This window comes from Sulfurimonas hongkongensis (assembly GCF_000445475.1).
In the GTDB taxonomy this organism is placed as follows: domain Bacteria; phylum Campylobacterota; class Campylobacteria; order Campylobacterales; family Sulfurimonadaceae; genus Sulfurimonas; species Sulfurimonas hongkongensis.
Genome location: NZ_AUPZ01000007.1, coordinates 48059 through 67410 on the forward strand (window position 1 = coordinate 48059; position 19352 = coordinate 67410).

At 34.8% G+C, this 19352-nt stretch carries 24 protein-coding genes; 15 read left to right on the top strand and 9 right to left on the bottom strand.

Annotated elements, in window-relative coordinates; genetic code table 11:
• The first annotated feature begins 44 nt into the window (after positions 1-44).
• The gene (locus tag M947_RS17440; protein ID WP_021287375.1) at positions 45-476 is read left to right on the top strand and encodes a host attachment protein; all 432 of its coding nucleotides are present in this window, start codon (positions 45-47) and stop codon (positions 474-476) included.
• A 79-nt stretch (positions 477-555) separates the two neighbouring features.
• On the opposite strand, the gene M947_RS17445 is transcribed toward M947_RS17440, so the two are convergent.
• Positions 556-1350, bottom strand: a complete 795-nt coding sequence (locus M947_RS17445) for an arylamine N-acetyltransferase family protein (RefSeq protein ID WP_021287376.1) — start codon at positions 1348-1350, stop codon at positions 556-558.
• Positions 1351-1468: 118 nt separating this feature from the next.
• On the opposite strand from M947_RS17445, the gene M947_RS17450 reads away from it, so the two are divergent.
• Positions 1469-3334, top strand: a complete 1866-nt coding sequence (locus M947_RS17450) for a flagellar assembly protein A (protein WP_031347953.1) — start codon at positions 1469-1471, stop codon at positions 3332-3334.
• A gap of 4 nt (positions 3335-3338) precedes the next feature.
• Positions 3339-3536 (top strand): hypothetical protein, encoded by a 198-nt coding sequence (locus M947_RS17455; protein WP_021287378.1) that lies wholly within the window; start codon positions 3339-3341, stop codon positions 3534-3536.
• On the opposite strand, the gene M947_RS17460 is transcribed toward M947_RS17455, so the two are convergent.
• The 5 genes from M947_RS17460 to ahbA are packed head-to-tail and all read right to left on the bottom strand — an operon-like array spanning position 3533 to position 6069.
• Positions 3533-4222 (bottom strand): Rossmann-fold NAD(P)-binding domain-containing protein, encoded by a 690-nt coding sequence (locus M947_RS17460; protein WP_021287379.1) that lies wholly within the window; start codon positions 4220-4222, stop codon positions 3533-3535. The genes M947_RS17455 and M947_RS17460 overlap by 4 nt on opposite strands.
• Complete coding sequence (locus M947_RS17465) at positions 4219-4512, bottom strand: hypothetical protein (protein ID WP_021287380.1); 294 nt, start codon at positions 4510-4512, stop codon at positions 4219-4221. Before M947_RS17465 ends, M947_RS17460 begins: the two co-directional genes overlap by 4 nt.
• Entirely contained in the window at positions 4509-4670 is a 162-nt protein-coding gene (locus tag M947_RS23610) for a hypothetical protein (RefSeq protein ID WP_021287381.1), read from the bottom strand. Before M947_RS23610 ends, M947_RS17465 begins: the two co-directional genes overlap by 4 nt.
• Positions 4667-5062: a hypothetical protein gene (locus tag M947_RS17470; RefSeq protein WP_021287382.1), complete on the bottom strand. Its 396-nt coding sequence runs from the start codon at positions 5060-5062 to the stop codon at positions 4667-4669. Before M947_RS17470 ends, M947_RS23610 begins: the two co-directional genes overlap by 4 nt.
• The gene (ahbA, locus tag M947_RS17475; protein WP_021287383.1) at positions 5062-6069 is read right to left on the bottom strand and encodes a siroheme decarboxylase subunit alpha; all 1008 of its coding nucleotides are present in this window, start codon (positions 6067-6069) and stop codon (positions 5062-5064) included. The genes M947_RS17470 and ahbA overlap by 1 nt, the downstream gene beginning before the upstream one ends.
• 128 nt (positions 6070-6197) lie before the next feature.
• On the opposite strand from ahbA, the gene M947_RS17480 reads away from it, so the two are divergent.
• Positions 6198-6767 (top strand): precorrin-2 dehydrogenase/sirohydrochlorin ferrochelatase family protein, encoded by a 570-nt coding sequence (locus tag M947_RS17480; RefSeq protein ID WP_021287384.1) that lies wholly within the window; start codon positions 6198-6200, stop codon positions 6765-6767.
• Positions 6764-7141 (top strand): hypothetical protein, encoded by a 378-nt coding sequence (locus tag M947_RS17485; RefSeq protein WP_021287385.1) that lies wholly within the window; start codon positions 6764-6766, stop codon positions 7139-7141. The genes M947_RS17480 and M947_RS17485 overlap by 4 nt, the downstream gene beginning before the upstream one ends.
• A gap of 9 nt (positions 7142-7150) precedes the next feature.
• On the opposite strand, the gene M947_RS17490 is transcribed toward M947_RS17485, so the two are convergent.
• On the bottom strand, positions 7151-8356 hold the full coding sequence (locus tag M947_RS17490) for an MFS transporter (RefSeq protein ID WP_021287386.1): 1206 nt from the start codon (positions 8354-8356) through the stop codon (positions 7151-7153).
• A 1-nt stretch (position 8357) separates the two neighbouring features.
• Complete coding sequence (locus M947_RS17495; protein ID WP_021287387.1) at positions 8358-9251, bottom strand: glycosyl transferase; 894 nt, start codon at positions 9249-9251, stop codon at positions 8358-8360.
• Between the two features lie 133 nt (positions 9252-9384).
• Here M947_RS17495 and M947_RS17500 point away from each other — a divergent pair, with 133 nt between their 5' ends.
• From M947_RS17500 to M947_RS17515, 4 genes are all read left to right on the top strand, one after another.
• Positions 9385-10551, top strand: a complete 1167-nt coding sequence (locus M947_RS17500; RefSeq protein WP_021287388.1) for a hypothetical protein — start codon at positions 9385-9387, stop codon at positions 10549-10551.
• A 101-nt stretch (positions 10552-10652) separates the two neighbouring features.
• Positions 10653-11867 carry a cytochrome-c peroxidase gene (locus tag M947_RS17505; RefSeq protein ID WP_021287389.1) on the top strand — a complete coding sequence of 405 codons (1215 nt, stop codon included), beginning with the start codon at positions 10653-10655 and terminating at the stop codon, positions 11865-11867.
• Positions 11864-13681, top strand: a complete 1818-nt coding sequence (locus M947_RS17510; RefSeq protein ID WP_021287390.1) for a multiheme c-type cytochrome — start codon at positions 11864-11866, stop codon at positions 13679-13681. The genes M947_RS17505 and M947_RS17510 overlap by 4 nt, the downstream gene beginning before the upstream one ends.
• Positions 13671-14072, top strand: a complete 402-nt coding sequence (locus tag M947_RS17515) for a thioredoxin family protein (RefSeq protein WP_021287391.1) — start codon at positions 13671-13673, stop codon at positions 14070-14072. The genes M947_RS17510 and M947_RS17515 overlap by 11 nt, the downstream gene beginning before the upstream one ends.
• Before the next feature lie 20 nt (positions 14073-14092).
• Here M947_RS17515 and M947_RS17520 read toward each other — a convergent pair whose 3' ends face one another.
• The gene (locus M947_RS17520; protein ID WP_021287392.1) at positions 14093-14458 is read right to left on the bottom strand and encodes a hypothetical protein; all 366 of its coding nucleotides are present in this window, start codon (positions 14456-14458) and stop codon (positions 14093-14095) included.
• A gap of 139 nt (positions 14459-14597) precedes the next feature.
• Between M947_RS17520 and M947_RS17525 the strand changes: the two genes are divergently transcribed.
• The 6 genes from M947_RS17525 to M947_RS17545 all read left to right on the top strand — a co-directional run bounded on the left by M947_RS17525 (position 14598) and on the right by M947_RS17545 (position 19305).
• On the top strand, positions 14598-14789 hold the full coding sequence (locus M947_RS17525) for a hypothetical protein (protein WP_021287393.1): 192 nt from the start codon (positions 14598-14600) through the stop codon (positions 14787-14789).
• Between the two features lie 176 nt (positions 14790-14965).
• Positions 14966-15292: a hypothetical protein gene (locus M947_RS17530; RefSeq protein ID WP_021287394.1), complete on the top strand. Its 327-nt coding sequence runs from the start codon at positions 14966-14968 to the stop codon at positions 15290-15292.
• A 42-nt stretch (positions 15293-15334) separates the two neighbouring features.
• Entirely contained in the window at positions 15335-16021 is a 687-nt protein-coding gene (locus M947_RS17535; protein WP_021287395.1) for a c-type cytochrome, read from the top strand.
• A complete protein-coding gene (locus tag M947_RS17540) occupies positions 16011-17444 on the top strand; it encodes a cbb3-type cytochrome c oxidase subunit I (RefSeq protein WP_021287396.1) in 1434 nt (477 codons plus the stop codon). Before M947_RS17535 ends, M947_RS17540 begins: the two co-directional genes overlap by 11 nt.
• Positions 17445-17454: 10 nt before the next feature.
• Entirely contained in the window at positions 17455-17610 is a 156-nt protein-coding gene (locus tag M947_RS23615; RefSeq protein ID WP_021287397.1) for a hypothetical protein, read from the top strand.
• 54 nt (positions 17611-17664) lie between these two features.
• Positions 17665-19305 (top strand): nitrite reductase, encoded by a 1641-nt coding sequence (locus tag M947_RS17545; protein ID WP_021287398.1) that lies wholly within the window; start codon positions 17665-17667, stop codon positions 19303-19305.
• Positions 19306-19352 lie beyond the last annotated feature (47 nt).

Consider the following 19352-nt stretch of genomic DNA (forward strand, 5'->3'; position numbering starts at 1 on the left):
AAAGAAAACATAAGTTTTCAAACTAAAAATAAAAAGGAATTATCATGGAGTCAAATTTAATTATAATAGTTGATTTACAACATTTCAAGTTATTTAAAGTCAAGCAAGATCCTTTAAAAAGAGAGTCTGTTGAAATGATTAAGAGTAGTAAAAATCTTGATTTTTACTTAAAAGCTGATGAAAAATATTCAGATAGAAAAGGAAATTTTACAAGTAAACAGAGTAGTGGCTCTAATGAAAATCAGAATCTTGAACTTGAAGAAGAGCGCCGAAGAATCCAGGATATTGCAGATCATATTTCTGAGATTTTAGGCAAGTATAGTCATTCATCTTGGTATTTCGCAGCACCAGAAGCTATTAATAATCAAATTGTTGAGTTGCTTGACAAAAAGGATATAGAAAATATGGAAATAAATCTTAAATTAAATTTGGCTAATACTCCAAATGATAAGATATTAGATTATTTTTCAAAATAAAAAGGGTGCTAATCACCCTTATGTCGTGACAATCTAAGTTTATCAACTACTCAAGCCTATTCCTATAAATCGAGTTTTGCTAGCTGATAAACTTATCAAACAGATATTTTATCTCTTCATTTGAGATCTTATACCCAAATTTTTCTCTTAAGATGGAAGTGAACTCTTTTTTGGTTTTTATGATAACTTCATCTTTTTTCTCTTTAGACATCTCATGATAGGAGTTGTTTTTTAGGGAGTAAATCTTTTTATCTGTTATCTTTGAGAGGACAAGATTGTTCACAAAGGGTGCATCTTTATGTTTAGAAGAGTAAAAGTGACCCATCTCAAAATCTTGCTCGTTGTGTTTAGTCAGATCAAAGGAGTAGAGAGTATAGGGACCTTCTTTACGTAGCATTGTTAGCTCAAAGTTATTTGCATCTAGCTCCTTTACGATATAGTCTCTTTCAAATATAGTCTTTGTTGGAGTATCTCCAAATCTGATAGCTGAGTTAGGTGACATAAATGAAAAACCTGCATCTACGATGTATCTCTCGCCCCTAAAAGATAAAAGTGTAAAGCGATGAGTCTTTGGCACATCTACCTTTTGGTTGTTTAAAACTCTTGCAAATGGAGCCTCTACTTCAAAGCCAAAATATTTTAAAGCCTCATATATGAGCTTGTTATGCTCAAAACAGTAACCGCCCTTTTTTTCTTCTATCATTTTTTGTACTATTGCTTTTAACTCTAGGGATATCTCATCGCCAAGTAAAACAGGGATATTGCAAAAGTAGAGTGATTGTAGATGTTTTTTAATGAAATCATTTATATCAGAAATACTGTTTGGTTTTTTCTCTACACTTATGCTCTGTAAATAACGCTCTATTGCTTGCATCTATCTCTCACTTTTTAAAATATATTGGTATTATATATAAAAAGAACTAATCTATTATTTAACAGAAATGGGTATAATTAAAGCGAATTTTGATTTAAATCAGGCAAAAGAGCTAAACATGACTGACTCTATAGATATCTCAACAAACAATGTTTACAAAGAACTCCTACGCATTGCTGCACAAAATTCTATACCCATCTCAAGACTCTATATCCGCATCAATGAGATACAAACTTTTACAAAAAACAAGGACGCAAGCCTTGTTAAGCTCTCTGATGCAGAGCTTAATAAATATGCAACAGAAGAGGAGTACTTAAGAGATGCAACTATAGAGCTCGAACAACATTATGACATTACAGTTAGCCCTTACTATAAAGGGTATCCCTTTTTAAGGATGATAAGTGAGATAGAATTTAATGAAGATGAAACTCTTGCTTACTTTGTGATTAAAAGAGGTTCTCAGATAGAGTATTATGATAATATTTATGATGATTTTCTAGACTATATAGATGAAAAAAAGCTAAGAGCAGGTATCTTGTTTTATCTCTTTGATGTTGAGTTTGAGACAAGCATAGAAGAGTTTGTAAAAGCCATAAAAAGAGTAAAAAAGGTCGTTTTTAAAGAGGATAAAAAGATACTCGTAGCAAAAGGTTTAGAAGCAGTAGAATCTATAGAAGCTCAGCTACATATGAGCATAGAAGAGAGAAATAGTGTTGGAGCTGAGGATAGCTCAGGCAGAGTTGACTACTCAAACAGAGGTTTTATGCTTAGTTGTTCTGAGGGTGAAGAGCTTTTTGAGTTTATAAAGCCTCAGCAAGGCAAACATGGCAGAACTTGCAAGGGCAAAATCATTGAAGTTAAAAGTGTAAATTTAGATGTATCTCCCACATTTACAGTCGAAGATGGCATAGAGATTCAAGATAGCTTTGATAACATTAAATATCTCTCAAAAAAAAGTGGTTATCTTGTAAAAAATGGTAATGAGTACGATGTTGCAAATACTATAGATGTAGATGAGATATCTTTTAAAACTACAGGAACAATTAACTCTAACTTAGATTCTGAGATAACCATAAATGTAGTAAAAAACAATCCCTTAGAAGACGCTATAGAAGAGGGCATGCAGGTTAAGGTTCAAAATATTTTCATTCAAGGAAGTGTTGGCCCAAATACCCAAATAGAAGCTAGAGAAGTAAAAGTTGAGGGACAAACGCATGGAGAATCTTTCATAAAGTGCATAAATGCCTCCATCAGCCTTCACAAGGGAAAAGTTATAGCTAGAAAAGTTGAGGTCAAAAATTTAGAAGGAGGAGAAATTATAGCCGATGAAGCTATAGTTAAAAGTGCTACAAGAGGGAGAATAAGAGCAAAAAAAATAACAATCGAGACCTTAGGCTCACATGTAACGATGGAAGCATCTCAATATATAGAGATACAAAAGGTCAAAGGTGAGGAGAATGAATTTATCTTGGACTCTTTGATAAATAGTGGTTTTGATGATAGCAAAACAGATGACGATATATACTTTAAAAAGATAAAAGAGGAGTTTGATGAGCTACAAAGTAAGTTTAAAGCTAGTGCTAGAAAAGTGAAAGAGAGCCTAAAATCGTGCCAAAAGATAAAAGATCTCATCATCAAAAATCAAAATGAAAAAGAAGAGATACCCTCAGCTCTCATAAAAAATTTTAAAATTTGCAAAGTCATCAGGGTTCAATATAAAAAATTAAAAGAAAAACTTGAGTATAAGCAAGCTCAGTACGATAAGGCAAAAGATAAGATACAACAAGCTTATCCAGATATATTTGAGGCTAGAATACTTCTAGGCGAGCCTCTAAGAGGCTTTAATCATATAAGGTATAAACTTCACAATCCAAATAGAGAGATAGAGCTTAGAACTAATGAAAGAATGACTAAAAAAACTTTTGAACTCTATGAAGATGATGATGGAGTGCTAAAAATTATCAACTCAAAAACAAGGAGCTAAGAAGATGGGATGGACTTGTCAACATGACCATAAAGGGTATTGTAAACTTGTTAAAAAACCTTGTGTTCCTGGTATGAAAGGGTGTACTTTGAAAAAGAGTGACTACATCTTTACTACAGGAAACTTTGAAGAGGACAAAAAAGCAAAAGAAGAAAATAAAGAACAAGAGATAGATTTTGCAGCACTAGCTAGAAGCAACTAGTCCCAAAATTTCAGAGGATCTGGGTGTAAAAAGGTGTAGTTAAGTTCATCTATAATCTTTTGTGAGTTTACTATACGATGGCTTTTGCCCTCAAAGGTACCAAGCTCAAAGCCAAAGACTAAAGAGTTTTTTTTATGAACATCAGATCTTAGTGGATGCAGAGGTGCAACTAGATTGTAGATACCACTGACAATGTCTTGAGCTATCAACTCTTTTGTGATGGCGATGACATCATCTCTGTGTATGTAGTTTACATACGAGTCGCAAAATGAAGAAGCACTCTTCCATCTACCTGAAATTCTATCTTCACCCATCAAACCGCCAAGACGCAAAATAATAAGATTTTTGTTTAAATCTTGCATAAGTATTTCAGCCTCTCTTTGGAGTGCTATCTCTGTTATGATGGCATCTTCATTAACTTCTTCATCAAACTCTCTATAAACAGAGGTGGAACTCATAAGTATGATGGTAGTTTTATTTGAGATTAGTTTAGAGAATTTTTTTAGAGTTTGTAAATAGTTGTTTTTTGTATTGATGGCGATGATGATGATATCTCTTTGCCAAAATGAAATTTTTGTATCTGTAGTTTTTCTCTTATAGCACTCAGTGTCAAAAGAGTTACTTAGTTGCTCTTTGAGCTTTTTTCCCAGCCATCCACAACCAATGATGCCTATGCTTTTTTTCATCTCTTTGGATCGTTTTTATTGTAACTTTTTTTGATAAGGATTAGCTCATAAACAGAGATTTTTTCTCCCGCTTCATCAATTAGTTTATCAGTGTCGCTAAACTTACCTTTCATCTCATTTATAGCTTTATAGCCAGCTGGTTTAATTTCGCTCATAGCTATGTTTATAGATGCTGCCCACATAAGGACGATTACAAGCCAGACAGTTTTTTTTGCCCCAGCGTAAACACCTATGAAGTGAAAAATTATACTTAAAACTATCCCAACAATTAAAATAATACTCAAGCTCATCTGTTTATACTCTCTCCTCGTGGTTTCATTTTAAGACCTGTGTCTTTTATCATCTTATCTCCAAATTTCATGACACCCATAGTCCCTGCTATCATCAAAACTATAACTAAAAACAAAAAGATAATTGCCATAGAATAGCGTTTTAGTATCTCTTTCATTGCGCTTCTGGCTCTGGTTCTATACCATCAAATTCTATACACCTTGAACTATGAAAATCTCTCTCATAATCATCATTTTTGAACTTATTGTCTTCAAGTCTCCAACCCAACTCTTTTGAGAGCAAAACTGATCTTGAGACGCTTCGTTGCATCTTGTTCTCACAAATGACAGTTTCGCCATTCTCAAAGATAGCTTGAACACCCTCCATACGAGAGGTCGTCATAAAATAGTGTGCCATAATCATGATAACTAGGATTGACCCTACACTTAACATTCCTCTCTTAAATGCAACTTTTGGCATAAACTCTCTTGTTGTGACAATTGCTGTTACACTTAGTATAAAGATACCTATGACTATGTAAACAATCTCTAGTTCAATAAATAGTTCCATTATGATTCACCTCTTTGATATTTTTCTTCCCACTCATCCATAGCTTTAGTAAAGTACTCGATACGAACTTTTTTAAACTCTCTTGAGCTATAGAGAGGCATATGCGATTTTGACTCTATCTCTTTTGCCATCTCAGCGATGATGGAGTCTGTTTCCTCTTTTGTTTTACCATGAACCATGGTAAAAAGATTATATGGCCAGTTTGGATATTTTGGGCGAAGATAGCAGTGGCTAACCGCACTAAATGCAGCAGCTTTTGCACCAATTTCCTCGCCTTTTGTCTCATCAACATCCCAAACAACCATAGCGTTTGCATTAAACCCTGCTTTTCTATGGTTTAAAATAGAAGCAAATCTTCTCATAACACCAGCTTCTTGAAGCTCTTTTAAGATTGAGAAAAATTTTTCATAATCGATACCAAGCTCATCTACCATCTTTTTAAATGGCTCGCTTATCATCTCTATATCATACTGAGCAGCTCTTACTATTGCATGATGTAGAGGTGTCATCTCGATCTCAGTATGAACAACTTTTTTCACCTCTTCCTTTTTCTCATCTTTGCCAGTTGTATTTAGTTTGACATTTATCTTAAAGAGTTTTAGTGTTGGTAGCATGATAAATTCATCTGCTTTTGTAAGTTTAGCTAAAAGTGAAACTGTGCCATCAAGTCCAAGTTTTGAGTGGGGTGGAACTGCTAGTGTAAACCAGATATTAAAATCATGGTTTCGCTCATAATTGTGAGAGATACCAGGATGAGAGTTTATAATCTTAACTGCATCACTAATCTTCTCTTTTGCGATTTTAAAGGCTACTAAAGATGACTTATATCCAAGTCTCTTTGTATCAAATATAGCCGAAGTTTGACGAATAATATTTTTCTTTTTTTGTTCTTGTAAAATGCTAAGAACTTCATCTTCACTCATGCCTAACTCATCTGCTATAATCTCAAATGGCTTAGCAACTAAAGGAAACTTTTTTTGTATTCTAGAGAGTATTTCATCTGTCATTTTTATGTTCTTTGTTGTAATTTTATCTAAAGATTGTAAGATAATCTATATTAATAATCGTTGATGTACATCAAGTTTGTCATTTTACCTATTATGCTATGATGTTGCAAACATTATAAAAGAGATATATGTCTTACTTTCCAGCTTTTTTAAATCTCCGTACTAAACGAATACTCATAATAGGTGGTGGGATTATCGCCTATAATAAGCTTGTGCATCTCTTAGATTTTACAAAAAATATTCATATCATTTCTCAAGAGTTTTGCGATGACATGCTCTATACTATAGAGAAAAAATCTCTCTCATATCAGCAAAAAGCTTATAAAGTAGGTGATATAAAAGAGTATGAAATTGTCATTATTGCCATAGATGATAGGGCACTTGCAAAAAATATATATGAAGAGTCAAGAGAGTACAAATGTCTTTGCAATAGCGTTGATAACTTAGAGCATTGTGACTTTACTTTTGCTTCATACATAAAGCAGGGTGATTTAACTCTAGCCATCTCAACAAATGGCTCGTCACCAGCCTTTGCCAAGCAGTTGAAGATCTACTTAGAGAGTATTATCCCAAGGGATGTAAGTGGGTTCTTAAAAGAGATGAAAGAACTCCGTGCTACACTTCCAAAAGGAAAAGAGAGAATGAATATGCTTAAAACTAAAGCAAAAAACTATATCAAATCATGGAGAAAAATATGAGCGTAAAAAAAGGACTAATTTTTGGACTACTTTTTGGGTTTTTAGCCCTAGGATACATTGCTATGCAAAGAGCTACGCCAGCACACAAAGAAGAGAGAATCTATAAAGCTATCAAAGTTTATAGTCCATATCAATTAGAAAAAAGAATGGGTGGACTAACCATCATCAACACTCAAACAGGTGACAAAGAAAAGCCAAGTGCAGCTGAAGTACTGCATCGCTTAGATGAGCTTGATAAAGAGTGGGGTAAATCTCACTTAAGAGTAGATGGTAGCGATCTTTTAATCCTAGGCGAGAACAATCAAACCATAGTAAAAATCTTTATACAAGGTGAAAAAGAGAGAGAATTTCTTAGAAGCTTTTATGGCATCTAAGAAGAAATCTTAATCTTTTAACTTAAAAGAGTAGTAAAGCGATAGGCAAAGCATAGCAGATGCTACGCTGTATAAAACTGTATAACCAAAAAAGTGTAAAAGTGCCCCACCAAGTATGGAGAAAAAGAGTCCAAAAGAGACAATATTTATCTGTATAGCTACATAAGTAGGTCGTTTATGCATAGGTGCTATGGAGAGGATAAGGTTTCCAGATGCGATGCGGTTTCCATCAAGTGCAGCACCTATGAGAAAAAATATAAAAGCATATTCATAGATGCTAGCTGCTACAAAAGCCATAAGAATGGCAACTATCTGCATCATGATGGAGAGATTTGCAGTTAGTCTGTTTTTTCCTTTTCCGCTAAGTCTTCCCCATAAAAAATTACTAAGCATAGCGCCTACCATCTGAGTGGTTATCAAACTACCAATAGCCACACCATCAAGCTCTATCTTTGTTTGAGCATCGAGTATGATAAAAGGGAGTGCTATAAGATAGGCATAGGCTAAAAAGAAGGTTTTTAGCTGGATTTGTAAATCTTTGTCGCCTCTTAGAGTAAGCCATGAGTTGTGTAAAAACCTCCTAAATGAGTTCTCCCTTTTAGCTACCTCTTCTTTTACTGGCTCATCAATCGTCCCAAATGCGATATAACCCAAACCCATAATAAAAGAGCTAATCATAAAGAGATATCCATAACTATATGGTGCTTCAAAGGCGTGAATAATCCAACCAGCTAAAGCACCACTAAGAAGCCCGCCAGCTCCACTAAAGAACTGTCTATAAGCCATAGTTTTTCCGCGGAATTTATGAGAGAAAATCTTAGCTGTGATATCTTTGAAGTAAATTGCCCCAAAGCCAGCACTAAAAGAGAAGATAAAAAGACCAATACCTATGGAGAAAAGTGTAAGATTTGGATAATTTTCTCCAAAAAGTATAATGGCCAAACCGATAAAAAACCATGCTAAAAAGCGAATAGCAAAAACTCGCCTCATGTATGGCAGCATAAGCTTGTAGCTTTGAGCCTGAAATGCAGCAAAGAGTTGAACAACAACAGCTCCACCACGTAAAAGTGCTGCAAAAAAACCAACAAGCATAGAGCTTCCACCAAAGTGATTTACGATGAGAGGCAAGATAGTAGAAGGCTCAGCTATAGTAGTTCCGATAGTTAGAAAAAAACCATGTAAAATATTTCTTATATGGTTTGAGAATTTATCCATACTACTGTAGCATCTCCCATCCCTCATCGATGCTTGAGGCTCTCTGCACCACAAAAAGGTAGATCGCTGCATTTAGTTTTGCAAGTTTGATGAACTCATCTGATGGGTCCTCTATTTGTTGCAAGGACTCTTGGAGCGTGATGGCATCCCATGACTTTGTGTAGTTGATACCGTAGTGTTCTGGGTCTACGATGATTTCTTCAACATCTTTGTTGTTGCAAATCCAAAGTCTTCCTTTGCTAAAAAGTTCAGGGGTTCCTTCATTTCCCTGAATGAGTGCAAATCTTTTGTACTTGTCTGAGTAGATTTCTACATATTTTTGAACAAAAGGTTTGTGAAAAACTCCTGTTATTGCGTACTCGCTATCTGCTACATTTGGAAGTTTCTCTATAGTATTTAGTCCTGTACGAAGCCCTAAGTTCATACGAATCTCTGTTAAATCACTCATCTCTTTAAAGAACTCGGCTCTATCAAAATAGTAAGCGTTTTTATTAAGAGGCATATTTGTACAGATATCCTTTACAGTGATGCCACCTTTTGCTGGAGTTAGTTTGTCTCCTACAAGGATAAGGTTTAGTTTTGAGTCTTCTAAGACTTTTGCGACAAGCGGAAAGATATAAGGGTTATTAACCTTTCCATCAAATGGATAACCTAGCTCTAAAGAGTTTTCAACTCTGCTCTTTTTAACATAAGCTTCGCTCGCCTCAACAACGCCTCTAAACTCCGTAGTCGTTTCAGGTTTTAGCCTCCAACCCAAAAGAAAAGCAGCTATCTGCTCGTTTGGCACACTTCGATCTAGCATCTGCTTCATCAAATCTTTTGACTCATCAAAACTTAAATCTCTGTTGCCTTTAACCCCTGTCCCTACCGCATGTATATACTTGAAAAAATCCATCACTCTTCCTATTATTAAATATTATATTGCTTTATATTTGCGTCTTTATACTTCGCAGTGGAGCTATTATATTTGTAAAATCTTTATTCCTCTTTAGAGTATCATCAGTTATAGCTATTTTTACCTATATTTTATGTTTAATAAAAATAATTTTTTTTCTTTATTGTTAAGCCATGTGATAAGTTTCAGTGATTTAGATATAAAACTTTGTTATAATACTCTTATGGATGCAAATATTTTAAAAGAGTTTTTAAAGCTTTATAACCAACTTCCATGTGGCATTATGATCTTTAAAAATGATGACTTATACTTTATTAATAACCATTTGCGGGAGATATTGACACTACAAAACCTTGATGTAGAGAACTCTCTTGATGTCATAGCATCTCTGTTACATCTGCCCCCTTCTAGTGAAGAACTCCTTGCCTTTTTTTCAAATAAATCTTTTTTCTCCTACAAAGAAAAATATATTCAAATTTCTCACAAAAAATATGAAGAGTATGAAATACTAGTATTTGTAAAACTAGACACATCGGTTTTAGAAGATATCTTTATAAACTTCAAAGAAGCGAGTAAAATTACTATGAAGGAGATAGAAGATTCTATTTCTGAGCTAAACGAAGAAAATCAAGATTCAAAAATATTAGAGTATTTTGATAAAAAGCGTAATGTTAAAGTAATTGGCATTGTACTTTATAAAGGGGTACCACTTATATCTGAAAATATTGTACTTAGAACTTATAGAAATTTACTTGTAGTAAAAATAGAAGATAAACAAATAATCTCTTCGACAATAGGTACTACCTGGATTATTAAAACAAAGGACGGTGTGGTTTTTCAAGCTGCAATCAAAAAAGTAAATAATGATAAAAAGCTCATATTTTTATCTAATCCAAAAATCATAAAAGATGGCTATCATAAGCGCCAACGCATTAGATACGAACTAAACCATGAACAGACTATAGAGATTTATCTGCATAAGATAAAAACTACACTCGACATTGTAGATATTTCTGAAAATTCTTTAAAAGTACTTATAGATAATGCTAGTGTTCTAAAGGACTTAATAGAAAAAAAAGATACTATAGAGGCTACAATGAAGATAAAAGATAAAACAATAAATCTAACATGTACATTTTTAAAAGAGGGAAAAATATATGATCAAAAAGTAGAAATAATATTTTTATTTACACTTAATGATAGTTCAAAAGTAGTGCTGAATAAATGGTTAAATGAACAACAAATAAAAGTAATTAATAAAATACGCATGTTCAAAAACAATTCAACTCTATCTAATTAACAATCTTTTATACTAAAAGAAATTCTTATGTTGACAGGAAACAATATTTTCTTTTTTCATTTATCGTATACTATTTCAAGAAAAAACAATAGGATATTAAGATGAGATTTTTTATAGGTGCTTTTGCTTTTATAGTACTTCTACTTTTTAGCGTATCTCTACTTCTTCCTACAAAAGAAAAACGCATATTTAGTGATGATGGACTAAGAGAGGCCGCACTCTCACGAGATATGTCGAGCACGCCAAATAACTACGAAGAGCTTCTAAAACTCTTAAAAATAGACAAAGATGATCTTTTTAGAGAAAAAGTTGAGCTTGGACGTGATTTGTACTTTGAAAAAAAGCTCTCAAACAGTAGTGATATTAGTTGTGCCACTTGTCATGTTCTAAGCAAAGATTTAAAAGATAAAAACATCTTCATAGATGCACTAATTTCTGAAGCAAATGACAAAACCGACTGCGTAGTTTGCCATCTATCAGATCAGAGTGCAACTGATAGGTTTGAGACATCTATCGGAGATGGCGGTAGAGAAAATCCTTTCCATTTAAATACACTTACAACTCTAAATGCAGCTTTAGCGAAGTATCAAACTTGGGATGGAAGCGTTAAAAGTGTTGAAGAACAGGTTGGGCTCTCTATAAAAGACGCATCACAGATGAATCTCTCGGCAGATGAAGCAGTTGCTAGGTTAAGTCAAGATGAAAACTATGCTAAAAGATTTCAAGAGGTCTATGGTGAGTTAGATTTTAAAAATATAGAAGATGCCATCGCTGCTTATCTTAAAACTCTCATTACTAGAGGTGACTACGATAGGTTTTTAGATGGAGATAATAAAGCTATGAGCACAAAAGCCAAAAAAGGTTTAGCGCACTTTTTAAACTTTGGATGTAAGGGTTGTCACACTGGAGTTAGTGTTGGTGGGCAAAGTATTCAGAAGTTTCCATTAAGAGACTATAACTCAGTAGTAGATGTTACAAACTCATTTAATGAGTCTCAAAAAGGGAGAGAAGTGGCTACTTTTGACTTCAATGCTAAGATGTATCACCCTTTTCCTTTTGAAAACAAGGGCGGGTTTATGGGCAAAGATGGAGAGAGACTCTTTAGAGTCCCAATGCTAAGAAATGTCACAAAAACTTCCCCATATTTTCATAATGGAGGAGTTGCAAAACTTAGAGAAGCTGTGCATCTGATGGGCAAACATCAGCTTGGCATGAACTTAACAAATACCCAGATAGATGAGATAGTAGAGTTTTTAAGAGCTTTAGAAGGCAGTGTTGTTGAGTTTGATATTCCATCAAAAAAGGGCGAAGTATGAAAAGCTCATATATGAAAATCTTTATCATTATAATGTTTTTAAGCGGAGTTTTGCAATACAGCATCTTTGATCTTGATTGGGAGTATTTTAGAGTTGTGCAAGCTACTCATATCATAGGCTCCATCCTTATCGCTGTTTTCTTGCTTATACCCTATGTTAATATGCATACTTATGAGTTTATGATAGTAAAAAAAGCAAAGAGTGTGAGTGGAGTTTTACTAGGCATTACACTATTTTTTATCATACTTAGTGGCTTTTATCTCTTTTTTGTCGGAAACAGAGGAGAAGATGTCTTAGGTTCTCTCTCTTTTTATATCCATCTTTATGGCTCTTTTGTTCTTTTGTACTTTTTGTTCTCTCATGCGAGAAAAAGGCTTCACACAAAACCTCTAGTGGTACTTTTCTTTGCTCTAAGTATGACCTTTGTAGATAGTACATACGCACAAGAGAAGCTAACAAATATCAAAATTGAAGAGGGTGTTGATAGATATCATAATGAAGACTGGACATCATCTGCAAAGTGTAAAAGCTGCCATGAAGAGATATTTAATCAGTGGGCTGATTCAAACCATCGCCATTTAGTTGGAACAAATCCTTACTATATGGTGATGGAAAATTTAGCTGGTGCAGATATGGGGGATGAGTTTAGACAGTGGTGCATGGGTTGTCATAATCCTAGTGCAGTTACAACTGAGCAAAAAAGAACTACACATGAGATGGATGGAAATTTGATGCCAAATATTTTGTTTGAGAGTGGTTCAAAAAGGCTTTTAGATGACTTTAAAGCTCATGGCAATTCAAGACTTGAACAAGGCGTTTCATGTGTTGCTTGTCATAGAATTACAGAGGCCGACTCAAAGGGAAATAGTGCTTATGCTCTTAAAATTAGAGATAGAAAAAAGTACGCCTTTGAAGATAGTAGCTCAGGGGTTGAGGCGTGGCTAAGTGAGAAGTTTATAAATTCAAATCCAAAAGTTCATAAAGATAGCTACTCAAATAAACTCTATAAAAAAAGCTCTTATTGTGCATCTTGTCACGATGAATTTTTGCCAGATGAGTCAAAAAGAGCAGTAGTCTCTACCTTTAAAGAGTGGCAAGACTCGCCTTATAATAACCCTGATGATCCAACTAAACATAAAGATTGTATAGATTGTCATATGACTTACTTAAAAGATGGAGAGTTCGCACCTCTTAAAGGTCGATCAACAGATGGCGGAGTTATAAAAGATGATATAAAAGTTCACTACTTCTCAGGTTCAAACCACTTTTTATCTGGACTAAAAAGCAAAGAACATGAAGACCAAACCCTGCAACTCCTTCGTACATCCGCAAAGCTTGATGTTGATATAAAAGATACAAATATCTCAGTTGGCGTTAAAAATGTTGGAGCTGGACATCACTTGCCAACTGGAGTATCTGATTTTAGAGAGCTTTGGCTTGATATTACCATAACAGATGCAAAAGATAGGGTAGTCTTTAGTAGCGGAAAGCTCCAAGAAGATGGAAACCTAGGAGAGGATGCAAGACCTTTTATGAAAGTATTTGGAGATGAAAACTCTAAACCTGTTGGACTTTTGTTTTGGAGATATAAAAAACTCTTAAGTGACACTAGAATCCCAGCAGGAGAGAGACGAGTAGAGTCCTACAAGATAGCTGATGCAAAAAATCTAAAATATCCTCTAAAAGTAGTTGTAAAACTAAACTTTAGAATCTACCCACAGTGGGTGACTGATGCAGTAAAAAGAGCCTATCCACAGTTGCCAAATCCTGATGTGGTTTTAGTCGAAAAAATAGAGAAGAGTTTTGAGAAATAGTATAAAGTTTTTACTTCTATTGCCACTATTTATCACTACTCTTCAAGCAGATCATGTTAGATGGCTGAATGACTTTGACAAAGCCCATCATCAGGCTATTAAACAGAATAAAAAACTTATGGTATTGCTTATAAAAAAAGAGTGTAAAGGGTGTATAGAAACTATTAAAACAACCTTCATAAATCAGCCATATATAGAAAAAATAAACAGAGAGTATATTGCAGTGTTAATTACTAAAGACCAAAGAAGTAGTTACCCCATAGAGATGCTATATACACTCCAATATCCATCACTATTTTTTTTAGACAATAGAGAACTTTTTGTATGTAAACCAATTAGAGGAGAGATCACTCCAAATGAGCTAAATAGCTATTTGGAGGAGTGTAAGTAACTTAACAGGAAGAAGCTTTTTTACTTTTGTAGCTCTTCAACAATTGCTTTTCTGAGCTCTTTTAGCTCGTCCCCTGAAGCCTCATCATCACCTGAAATGTGCTTGTTGTAAACTTTAATAGTTCTAGAGATTGTTTCGCCATTAACAGCTTTTTCAACAATTACAGCGTTACTTTTAAACTCAGTTACTCTCCAATTAGTCTTTTTTGCAGCTTCTTTAACCGCTTCAATTGCTTTTTCATTGCTTAAGTTGCCTATATATATAGCTGTTTTAACTGTAGACTCGTCAGTCTCATCTATTTGAGCACCCATTTTTTTTGAAGTACAGCCAGCTGATAGAACAAGAGCGAGAGTAGAGATTAAAGCCAAGTTTAAGATTTTGTTCATTTTATGATCCTTTTTTTAATTTTCTTAATAAAATATAAAACTTTACAAAGAAATTTAACCAATCAATGATATAATAACAATCTTAAAAAGAAATTGATGTAAGTCAAGATTTTAAACTACGTATCAGATAAGGTAAATTATGATTTTAGATGTTGTCATTGTATTGGTTATGGCGGTTCCTATGCTCCTCTTTGGAGTCTATCCAGGTCTTCTATTAGGGGATTTTTTAGAAAAAAAGCACAATATTGAAGAGGGACTAAAAAGAAAGATTGTTATCATTACAACCATAGTTTTTACTATAACTTTATCTTCTATTTTACATTACTTATAATATAATTATTTTTAATGTTCAAACCATTAATGTTTCACAAAGTAACATTAAATATAAAACTTTCCTTAAATTTTAAATTAATCAATCAAATTGATTTATGTCAATCATTTTTAATATAAATAGCACTAAACTACCTTTGATTCTGAAAAATTACAACAATTACAAAAGGAGATACAATGATAGAAGAAGTGGTTATGAGACAGGATATAGCTCTAGGTGATTTTTTAACTATCTTTGTATCTTCTGCTCTTGTTTTAGTATTTGGAGGATTCTATGTTGGTATATATACCGCTGTAAAAGTTAATTTACTTAAAAACTGGACTATGTTCTTAGCATATTCATTTTGGATGTTAACTGCCTATTGTTTGTATTTGATGGGAAGTTTAATGCATGTAGGTGAATTTACAGCAAAGGCTTTAGTGGTTGCTGCAATTGGATTGTTATTACTTCCACACGCAGTCTATTTTATGCAGCATCAAGTTCATGAAGAGAATGAACATTGATTTACTGCTATATATGTCAACAACAATTTATAGGAGGGCACAGTGGCTAATAAAGTATCCGTATGGAGCGATAATCGTTTCTGGCAACGATCAGCAGCTTGGGTTACAGGATTCGCAGCAGTACTATTGATTTGGCTAACATTTGATACATCAGCTCAAATTTCAATGGGTACAGACGAAGATATACAAAACGGCGTAACTAAGAGGGTTCCAGGACCAACGGTTATTAATTATAAAATCACTTATGAAATGAGTGCTAAACGTGGACATGAAGTGCCAATCATTGGTGGCAATGATGGTAAAGGGATGTCTCTATTTCAAGAAAAAGAAAAGTTCTTTGGAAGAGATGACTGGTCTGAAGAAGAAGCAAGAGAGTTACTTCACCTAGGTAAACTCGGCTCTCAAACTAAAAACTGTATGAACTGTCATACACTTCTTGGTAATGGCGCTTACTATGCACCAGATTTAACTAAAGCATGGTTAGACCCAGCTTGGGAAGATGGAACAATGATGGCAATGACAGGCAAAGATACAAAAGAAGAGGCTATGGCTGAGTTCTTACAGCATCCTTCAACTTATCCAACTCATGCTAGAATGATGCCAGATCTTGGTATTACAGCAGAAGAGGCTAAAGGCTTAGTTGCTTTCTTGAAACATATGTCAACTATTGATACAAATGGTTTTCCAAGAAACTTTGGAAAAATAAGAGGAGCAGTACATGGCAAGTAATCACTTAACAGGTATTGGAAGTGAATCAAAACAATTAGCAACATGGTATTTCGCTTTTGCTGCAATTATCTTTGGTGCACAATTATTATTTGGTTTAGTTGCAGCTATTCAGTATGTTATGCCAGGTTTTCTTTTTGAAATTCTTGACTTTTCAGTTGCTAGAATGTTACACATTAATGCGCTAGTTGTATGGATGGTATTTGCAATGTTTGGTGCTGTTTACTGGTTACTACCAGATGAGACAGGTATTGAGACTATTGGTATTAAGGTCGGTAAACTACTTTACTGGGTATTTGTAGCGGCTATCGTTATAGTTATTCTTGTATATATATTTGTACAAGTAGGACCTGCAGATGAAACATCGATCTGGTTTATACATGAAGGTCGTGAGTATATCGAAGCTCCTCGTTGGGCAGATATCGGTATAGTTGTTGTGGCTTTAGGGTTTGTTGCAAACCTTTTTATGACAGGTATGACAGGTAAGCGTTCAGGAATTGTTACAGTTTTAATGGCTGATATGATTGCTTTTGCTGGCCTTTACTTAACAGGTATGTTTTTTACTGATAACATCACAGTTGATCAATACTGGTGGTGGTGGGTAATTCACTTATGGGTTGAAGCTACTTGGGAAGTTTATGTTGGTGCATTGGCTGCTTATGGTCTTATCACTATGATTGGCGCACATCGTAAAGTTGTTGAAATGTGGTTATGGATCGAAGTAGCTATGCTATTTGGTTCAGGTATCCTTGGTATGGGTCACCACTACTTCTGGATTGGTACACCTGAGTACTGGTGGGAAATTGGAGCACTATTTAGTGCACTAGAGCCATTGCCGCTTGTAGCTATGTTTATCCACGTTCTTTATGACTGGGGTAAAACTCAAGGTGGGCAAGATGCAACCGGGCAAAAGCTCTCAGTTATTAACAATAAACCAGCATTTACTTGGTTTGTTTTAAATGCTTTTGGTAACTTCTTAGGTGCAGGTATATGGGGATTTTTCCATACATTACCACAAGTAAACCTTTATACTCATGGTACACAGTTTACTTCAGCACACGGTCACTTAGCGTTTTTTGGTGCTTATGCTACGATACTAATAGGTATGATGTATATTGCAGTTCAGGGAACAAACGGTATTAAAGTTATGAAAAGTACTAAGTCTTCTATCTGGGCTGTTAGTATGATCGCAGGTGGTGTCATGGGGATGACCGTAGCCCTTACCGTTGCTGGATATGTTCAAGTTCTAGTCTCTCGTGCACAAATGGGTGCTACATGGGCAGGATACTTTGATGGCCAAAGCGGTTTATGGTTTGCACAGGCGATGGATTGGAGACTAATTATGGGTGTTGTTACATTCACAGGTTTCCTTTTCTTAGCAAAAGACTTATTGTCAATTGGCAAAAGTCAAATTCACGAAAGATAAGGAGAATACTATGTTTGAACCAATGTCAGATGTTGTACCAAGCTTTTTTGCTTGGATTAACCAAGGACCATTAACTCTTACGCTTTTTCTTCACACTATTATTATACTTCCAATGTTTTGGATTTATAGGCAAGAAAAAACTCGTTTAGAGAACGAAAGTAAATAAAAATCTGCGGGCCTTCGGGCCTGTATGTGTCTTAATTTTAGGAGGAAGAATAAAATGAGATTAAATAAATTAGTTACATCAGTTGCTGCATTAGCAGTTGTTAGTTCAGGTCTATTAGCAGATACATCTAAAATGGATGTTGAAGCAGTATTTGAAAAAGAGTGTCAAGGTTGTCACGGTCCAAATCATGAGGGTGGTGTTGGTTCTGACTTACGTCCAGCAGTTATTGGTAAGAAAAACTCTTATGAGCTTGCTGCAGTTATCTTAAATGGTAAAGCTGGTACAGCAATGCCTCCATTTAAACAAAAATTTTCTAAATCTGATGCTGATGCAATGGTTGATTACCTTCAACACTTTAAAGGTAAAAAAATCAAGCAACTTACACTTGAAACTGTAAAAGCTGGTTGGAAACCTTTAAATGACAGAATGAAATTTTACAAAAAATATCCAAATGCTGCAGATGTTAAGAAAAACACAGATATCTGTTTCGTAACTGAAAGAGATGCTGAGCGTGTTGCATTTGTTGATGGTACTTCTGGTAAAGTTCTATCTAAACACCCAGCTGGTTTTGCTGTTCACGTAACAGTTACAAATAAGCGTCAACCTCGCTATGCTTACTCTATCTCTCGTTCAGGTTTAGTAACAATGTTTGACCTAAATACTCCGGGCCAACAAAAAATTGCTCAAACTCAAGTTGGTTCTGACTCTCGTGGTCTTGCAGTTTCTCCAGATGGTAAGTATCTAATGGCTGGTAACTATGTTCCAGGCGGTGCTGTACTTATGGATGCGATGACATTAGAGCCACTGAAAGTTTATCCAACTTCTAGTGTAATTAAACCAAATGGTGACATCGATTCATCTCGTGTTGCAGGTGTTTTTGATACTCCATACGGTCCTTATATAGCTTTTGCACTTAAAGATGGTGGACATGTTTATATCGTAGATTATTCTAAACCAAACTTCCCAATCGTTGGTGATATTCCAAATATTGGTGACATTCTTCACGATGGTTTCTTAAATGAAGGTAAAGAGATTGGTAGATACTTATTTATCGCTTCTCAAGGTTCTGATGTAGTTGGTGTTGTTGACTTTAAAACTAAGTCACTTGTAACTAAAATCTATACTGGTCCAGCTTCTAAGCCACACCCAGGTCAAGGTTCTTCTTGGTACAATGAGCAACTAGGTCAACAACTTGGTGCTACTGTTAATATGAACTTAGGTCAAGTAACTATTTGGGATGATAACTTTGATGTTATTCGTCAAATTCCAATAGGTGGTGGTGGTCTATTTATCGGAACAAGTGAGCATACTCCTTTTCTTTGGGCAGATAATGTACTTGGTGGAGAGGCTAACTGGAATAAAGTTCACTTGATTAATAAACAAACTCTTGAGGTAGATAGAATCCTTACTGTTGGTAAAACTCAAGGTACGGTTATAGATCCAGTTACACACAAAGTTTTATATAAATGGAAAGTTCCAACTGTTAAAGATAAAGATGGCAAAGCTGTCACTCCTAGAATCTTACACGCTGAACCAGCTAATCACGGTCACTGGACTATGATTTCTGAGTGGAATGCGGGTCGTATCGGTATATATGAAGCTAAAACAGGTAAATTTGTTAAATACATCACTGGTTTAACAACTCCTACTTTTACTTACTCTATCGAACATAGACAAACTATCCCAGGTGCATAATTAGCACCTACACTATAAGCTTCTCTCCTTTTGGGGAGAAGCCCCCT

Coding starts and splice junctions, on each gene's coding strand:
- M947_RS17440 (WP_021287375.1), top strand. CDS start 45: ATGGAGTCAAATTTAATTATAATAGTTGATTTACAACATTTCAAGTTA.
- M947_RS17445 (WP_021287376.1), bottom strand. CDS start 1,350: ATGCAAGCAATAGAGCGTTATTTACAGAGCATAAGTGTAGAGAAAAAA.
- M947_RS17450 (WP_031347953.1), top strand. CDS start 1,469: ATGACTGACTCTATAGATATCTCAACAAACAATGTTTACAAAGAACTC.
- M947_RS17455 (WP_021287378.1), top strand. CDS start 3,339: ATGGGATGGACTTGTCAACATGACCATAAAGGGTATTGTAAACTTGTT.
- M947_RS17460 (WP_021287379.1), bottom strand. CDS start 4,222: ATGAAAAAAAGCATAGGCATCATTGGTTGTGGATGGCTGGGAAAAAAG.
- M947_RS17465 (WP_021287380.1), bottom strand. CDS start 4,512: ATGAGCTTGAGTATTATTTTAATTGTTGGGATAGTTTTAAGTATAATT.
- M947_RS23610 (WP_021287381.1), bottom strand. CDS start 4,670: ATGAAAGAGATACTAAAACGCTATTCTATGGCAATTATCTTTTTGTTT.
- M947_RS17470 (WP_021287382.1), bottom strand. CDS start 5,062: ATGGAACTATTTATTGAACTAGAGATTGTTTACATAGTCATAGGTATC.
- ahbA (WP_021287383.1), bottom strand. CDS start 6,069: ATGACAGATGAAATACTCTCTAGAATACAAAAAAAGTTTCCTTTAGTT.
- M947_RS17480 (WP_021287384.1), top strand. CDS start 6,198: ATGTCTTACTTTCCAGCTTTTTTAAATCTCCGTACTAAACGAATACTC.
- M947_RS17485 (WP_021287385.1), top strand. CDS start 6,764: ATGAGCGTAAAAAAAGGACTAATTTTTGGACTACTTTTTGGGTTTTTA.
- M947_RS17490 (WP_021287386.1), bottom strand. CDS start 8,356: ATGGATAAATTCTCAAACCATATAAGAAATATTTTACATGGTTTTTTT.
- M947_RS17495 (WP_021287387.1), bottom strand. CDS start 9,251: ATGGATTTTTTCAAGTATATACATGCGGTAGGGACAGGGGTTAAAGGC.
- M947_RS17500 (WP_021287388.1), top strand. CDS start 9,385: ATGTTTAATAAAAATAATTTTTTTTCTTTATTGTTAAGCCATGTGATA.
- M947_RS17505 (WP_021287389.1), top strand. CDS start 10,653: ATGAGATTTTTTATAGGTGCTTTTGCTTTTATAGTACTTCTACTTTTT.
- M947_RS17510 (WP_021287390.1), top strand. CDS start 11,864: ATGAAAAGCTCATATATGAAAATCTTTATCATTATAATGTTTTTAAGC.
- M947_RS17520 (WP_021287392.1), bottom strand. CDS start 14,458: ATGAACAAAATCTTAAACTTGGCTTTAATCTCTACTCTCGCTCTTGTT.
- M947_RS17525 (WP_021287393.1), top strand. CDS start 14,598: ATGATTTTAGATGTTGTCATTGTATTGGTTATGGCGGTTCCTATGCTC.
- M947_RS17530 (WP_021287394.1), top strand. CDS start 14,966: ATGATAGAAGAAGTGGTTATGAGACAGGATATAGCTCTAGGTGATTTT.
- M947_RS17540 (WP_021287396.1), top strand. CDS start 16,011: ATGGCAAGTAATCACTTAACAGGTATTGGAAGTGAATCAAAACAATTA.
- M947_RS23615 (WP_021287397.1), top strand. CDS start 17,455: ATGTTTGAACCAATGTCAGATGTTGTACCAAGCTTTTTTGCTTGGATT.
- M947_RS17545 (WP_021287398.1), top strand. CDS start 17,665: ATGAGATTAAATAAATTAGTTACATCAGTTGCTGCATTAGCAGTTGTT.